The organism is Polaromonas sp. P3_C2, assembly GCF_056402675.1.
In genome coordinates, this window is the sequence record NZ_JBFUGX010000521.1 from 1 (window position 1) to 2,986 (window position 2,986).

At 59.3% G+C, this 2,986-nt stretch carries 3 protein-coding genes and 1 pseudogene; 1 reads left to right on the top strand and 3 read right to left on the bottom strand.

The window, feature by feature from the left end:
• Positions 1 to 358, bottom strand: a pseudogene (locus AC1DWI_RS18250) (diaminopimelate decarboxylase); the annotation flags it as partial.
• A 162-nt stretch (positions 359 to 520) separates the two neighbouring features.
• Positions 521 to 727 carry an LPS translocon maturation chaperone LptM gene (lptM, locus tag AC1DWI_RS18255; protein ID WP_477669889.1) on the bottom strand — a complete coding sequence of 69 codons (207 nt, stop codon included), beginning with the start codon at positions 725 to 727 and terminating at the stop codon, positions 521 to 523.
• A 12-nt stretch (positions 728 to 739) separates the two neighbouring features.
• Here lptM and cyaY point away from each other — a divergent pair, with 12 nt between their 5' ends.
• The gene (cyaY, locus tag AC1DWI_RS18260; protein WP_477669888.1) at positions 740 to 1,090 is read left to right on the top strand and encodes an iron donor protein CyaY; all 351 of its coding nucleotides are present in this window, start codon (positions 740 to 742) and stop codon (positions 1,088 to 1,090) included.
• A gap of 81 nt (positions 1,091 to 1,171) precedes the next feature.
• Here the strand turns inward: cyaY and AC1DWI_RS18265 are convergent.
• On the bottom strand, positions 1,172 to 2,986 hold a 1,815-nt coding region (locus AC1DWI_RS18265), incomplete at its 5' end, for a penicillin-binding protein 1A (protein ID WP_477725382.1).

Genomic DNA, 2,986 nt, shown 5'->3' on the forward strand with positions numbered 1-2,986 from the left:
GCATTTCGCTGCAGGTTTTGCCTACGCCTGAAAAAATGATCTTCCGGGCCTCGCCACCAGCGGCCAGTACGCGGGTGAGTTCGCCGCCCGAAACGATGTCGAAGCCGCAACCCGCATGGGCAAACGCCTGCAGGATGCCGAGGGACGAATTGGCTTTCATGGCATAGCAAATTTGCGCGTTGCGCCCTGCAAAGCCACGCTGGTAAGCCGCCAGCGCCGAAAGCATGGCCGCCTTGGAATACACAAACAGCGGCGTGCCGTGTGCCGCGGCCAGATCGCCAAGCCGGACATTTTCAACAAACAGCTCGGTATCGCGGTAAGCGAAATGGGGATGGCCGGGGAGAGGTTGGCGGGTCATGAAGAATGGGCTTTGAAGCGGTTGGAGTTATTGGCAACTATCTTAAGGAGCGCAGGGCTTGCGCGCCATGATCGATTGACGGCATGAACGGTCGGGAGCCTTTAGATTGAAGGCCCAGCCACCGGATGGCCTGAATCTTCAATGAATCGGCCAGGTTGCTGGTCAGCGAGCGGCTGACGCCGGCGTCGCAGGCGCGGCAGCCGGCGGTGCTGTGGTGGCCGTGGCCGGCACCTTCGGGGGAACTGGCAGGTAAAGTGCGCCTTTTTGTCCGCAACCGCCCAGCAAGGCCGCGCCGACCACAATTGCAGCAAGGCCATAGCGGGAGGCCGAAGGGCGGATGCGGCCTAAAATTTGAGCTGAAGAAACCATGATGGGATTGTAATGACGGACCTTGAATACCAGGATCTGGCCGAGAGTGCACTCAGGGCCGTTGAAACCGCCTGTGACCGTATCAATGATGAGACCGACGCGGACATTGATAACCAGCGCACCGGCGGCATGGTCACGCTGACTTTCTCCAACCGCAGCCAGATCATCATCAACCTCCAGAAACCCTTGCAGGAAATATGGATGGCGGCCAAGGCCGGCGGATTCCACTACAAATACAGTGGCGGTCAATGGGCTGACACCAAGGACTCGAGCGAGTTTTTTGCCAATTTGTCTCGCTATGCCAGTGAGCAGGCCGGCCAGGCACTGGTGTTCGCGGCGCCGGCTGAAGTCAATAAGGCGTAGCTGCCGAAGCTTGCAGGCGTGCCTTGAGTGGCACCAAAACAAAAAAGGGCTCTGTGGAGCCCTTTTTTGATGCGCTTCATGTCAGTTTTTGAACAGATCCAGGATGCGCTTTTTCTCGTCTGAAGGCGGCAGCACCTGGATCGCCCCTGGCGTAGCCGGGGTGCCGGCGGCTGCCGGGTCCTGTTGTATACCGACTGTGCTGACTCCGGAACCTTTGGCATATTCGCTGTAATACCACTCCCCGCCAACGTTGACGACACCTTCGGGCGGTGGGTATTCGGTGACCGGCACGCCCTTGAGTGCGTATTCCATGAAGTTGATCCAGATGGGCAGGCTCAGGCCGCCACCGGTTTCACGGTCGCCGAGTTTTTTCGGCGTGTCGTAACCCATCCAGACCGCCGCTGTCAGCGTAGGCTGGAACCCCACGAACCAGGTGTCGATCGAGTCATTGGTGGTACCGGTCTTGCCGAAAAGGTCGGGGCGTTTGAGCGTGGCTTGCGCTTTGGCCGCCGTACCTGAGCGTGCGACTTCCTGCAGCAGGCTGTCCATGATGAACGCATTGCGCGCATCGATGGCCCGGGCTGATTCGTCCAGCACGGGGGGCTTGCTTTCCAGCAGGACTTTGCCGCGCTGGTCGGTGATTTTGGTGACCAGGTAGGGATTGACGCGGTAACCGCCGTTGGCAAATACCGAATAAGCGGTGGCCATTTGTATCGGGGTGACCGATCCGGCGCCCAGCGCCATCGTCAGGTAGGCGGGATGTTTTTCGGCCTCAAAGCCAAAGTGGGTGATCCAGTCCTGCGCATACGGGGCGCCGATAGCCTGCAGTATGCGGATGGAAATCATGTTCTTGGATTTCTTCAGGCCGGTCCGCAGACTCATGGGACCGTCGAAAGTGCCGTCGTAGTTTTTTGGCTCCCAAGGCTGGCCGCCAGTGACGCCCGCGTCGAAAAACAGCGGGGCGTCATTCACCACGGTCGCTGGGGTAAAGCCCTTCTCGAGGGCGGCGGAGTAAATAAAGGGCTTGAAGCTGGAACCCGGCTGGCGCCATGCCTGGGTCACATGGTTGAACTTGTTTTTTTCGAAATCGAACCCGCCCACCAGTGCCCGGATGGAACCGTCGCGCGGATCAAGGGCCACAAAAGCGCCTTCCACCTCAGGCAGCTGGGTAATTTCCCAGGTGTTTTTCGGTGTTTTCGCCACGCGGATTAAGGCGCCGCGGCGAATCTTGATGTTGGGCCCGGCCTTGTCAGTCAGCCCGGATTGGGCGGGTTTCAGGCCGTCGCCGGTAATTTCAACCGTTTCGCTGTTCTGGCGCATGGCCAGAATTCGTTTGGGATTGGCTTCCAGCACGATGGCCGACATCACATCTCCGTTGTCGGGGTTGTCGGTCAGTGCGTCGTCAATCGCATCTTCCGTTTCCTGTGCATTGGCCGGCAGATCGATGAACTTCTCGGGGCCCCGGTAAATTTGCCGGCGCTCATAATCCATGATGCCCTTGCGCAAGGCTTTGTAGGCGACGGTCTGGTCGGTGGCACGCAGGGTGGTATAGACATTCAGCCCGCGGGTGTAGGTTTCGTCCCCGTATTGGTTGTAAACCAGCTGGCGCACGGTTTCAGCGACGTATTCCGCGTGTACCCGGCCTGCATCGGGCCCGGTCCTGACCTTGAGTTCTTCTTCTTTTGCGGCCTTGGCCTGTTCGGCGGTAATGAAGCCGTTTTCTTCCATGCGCTCTATGATGTAGAGCTGCCGGGCCCGGGCTCGCTTGGGATTGATGATGGGGTTGTAGGCCGAAGGTGCCTTGGGCAGGCCCGCCAGCATGGCCGCCTCGGAGATGGAGATGTTCTTCAGGGGCTTGCCGAAATAGGCCTCTGAGGCCGCGGCAAAGCCATAAGC

Excerpts from the sequence above, each read along its gene's own strand:
- lptM (WP_477669889.1), bottom strand. The coding sequence starts at position 727 with ATGGTTTCTTCAGCTCAAATTTTAGGCCGCATCCGCCCTTCGGCCTCC.
- cyaY (WP_477669888.1), top strand. The coding sequence starts at position 740 with ATGACGGACCTTGAATACCAGGATCTGGCCGAGAGTGCACTCAGGGCC.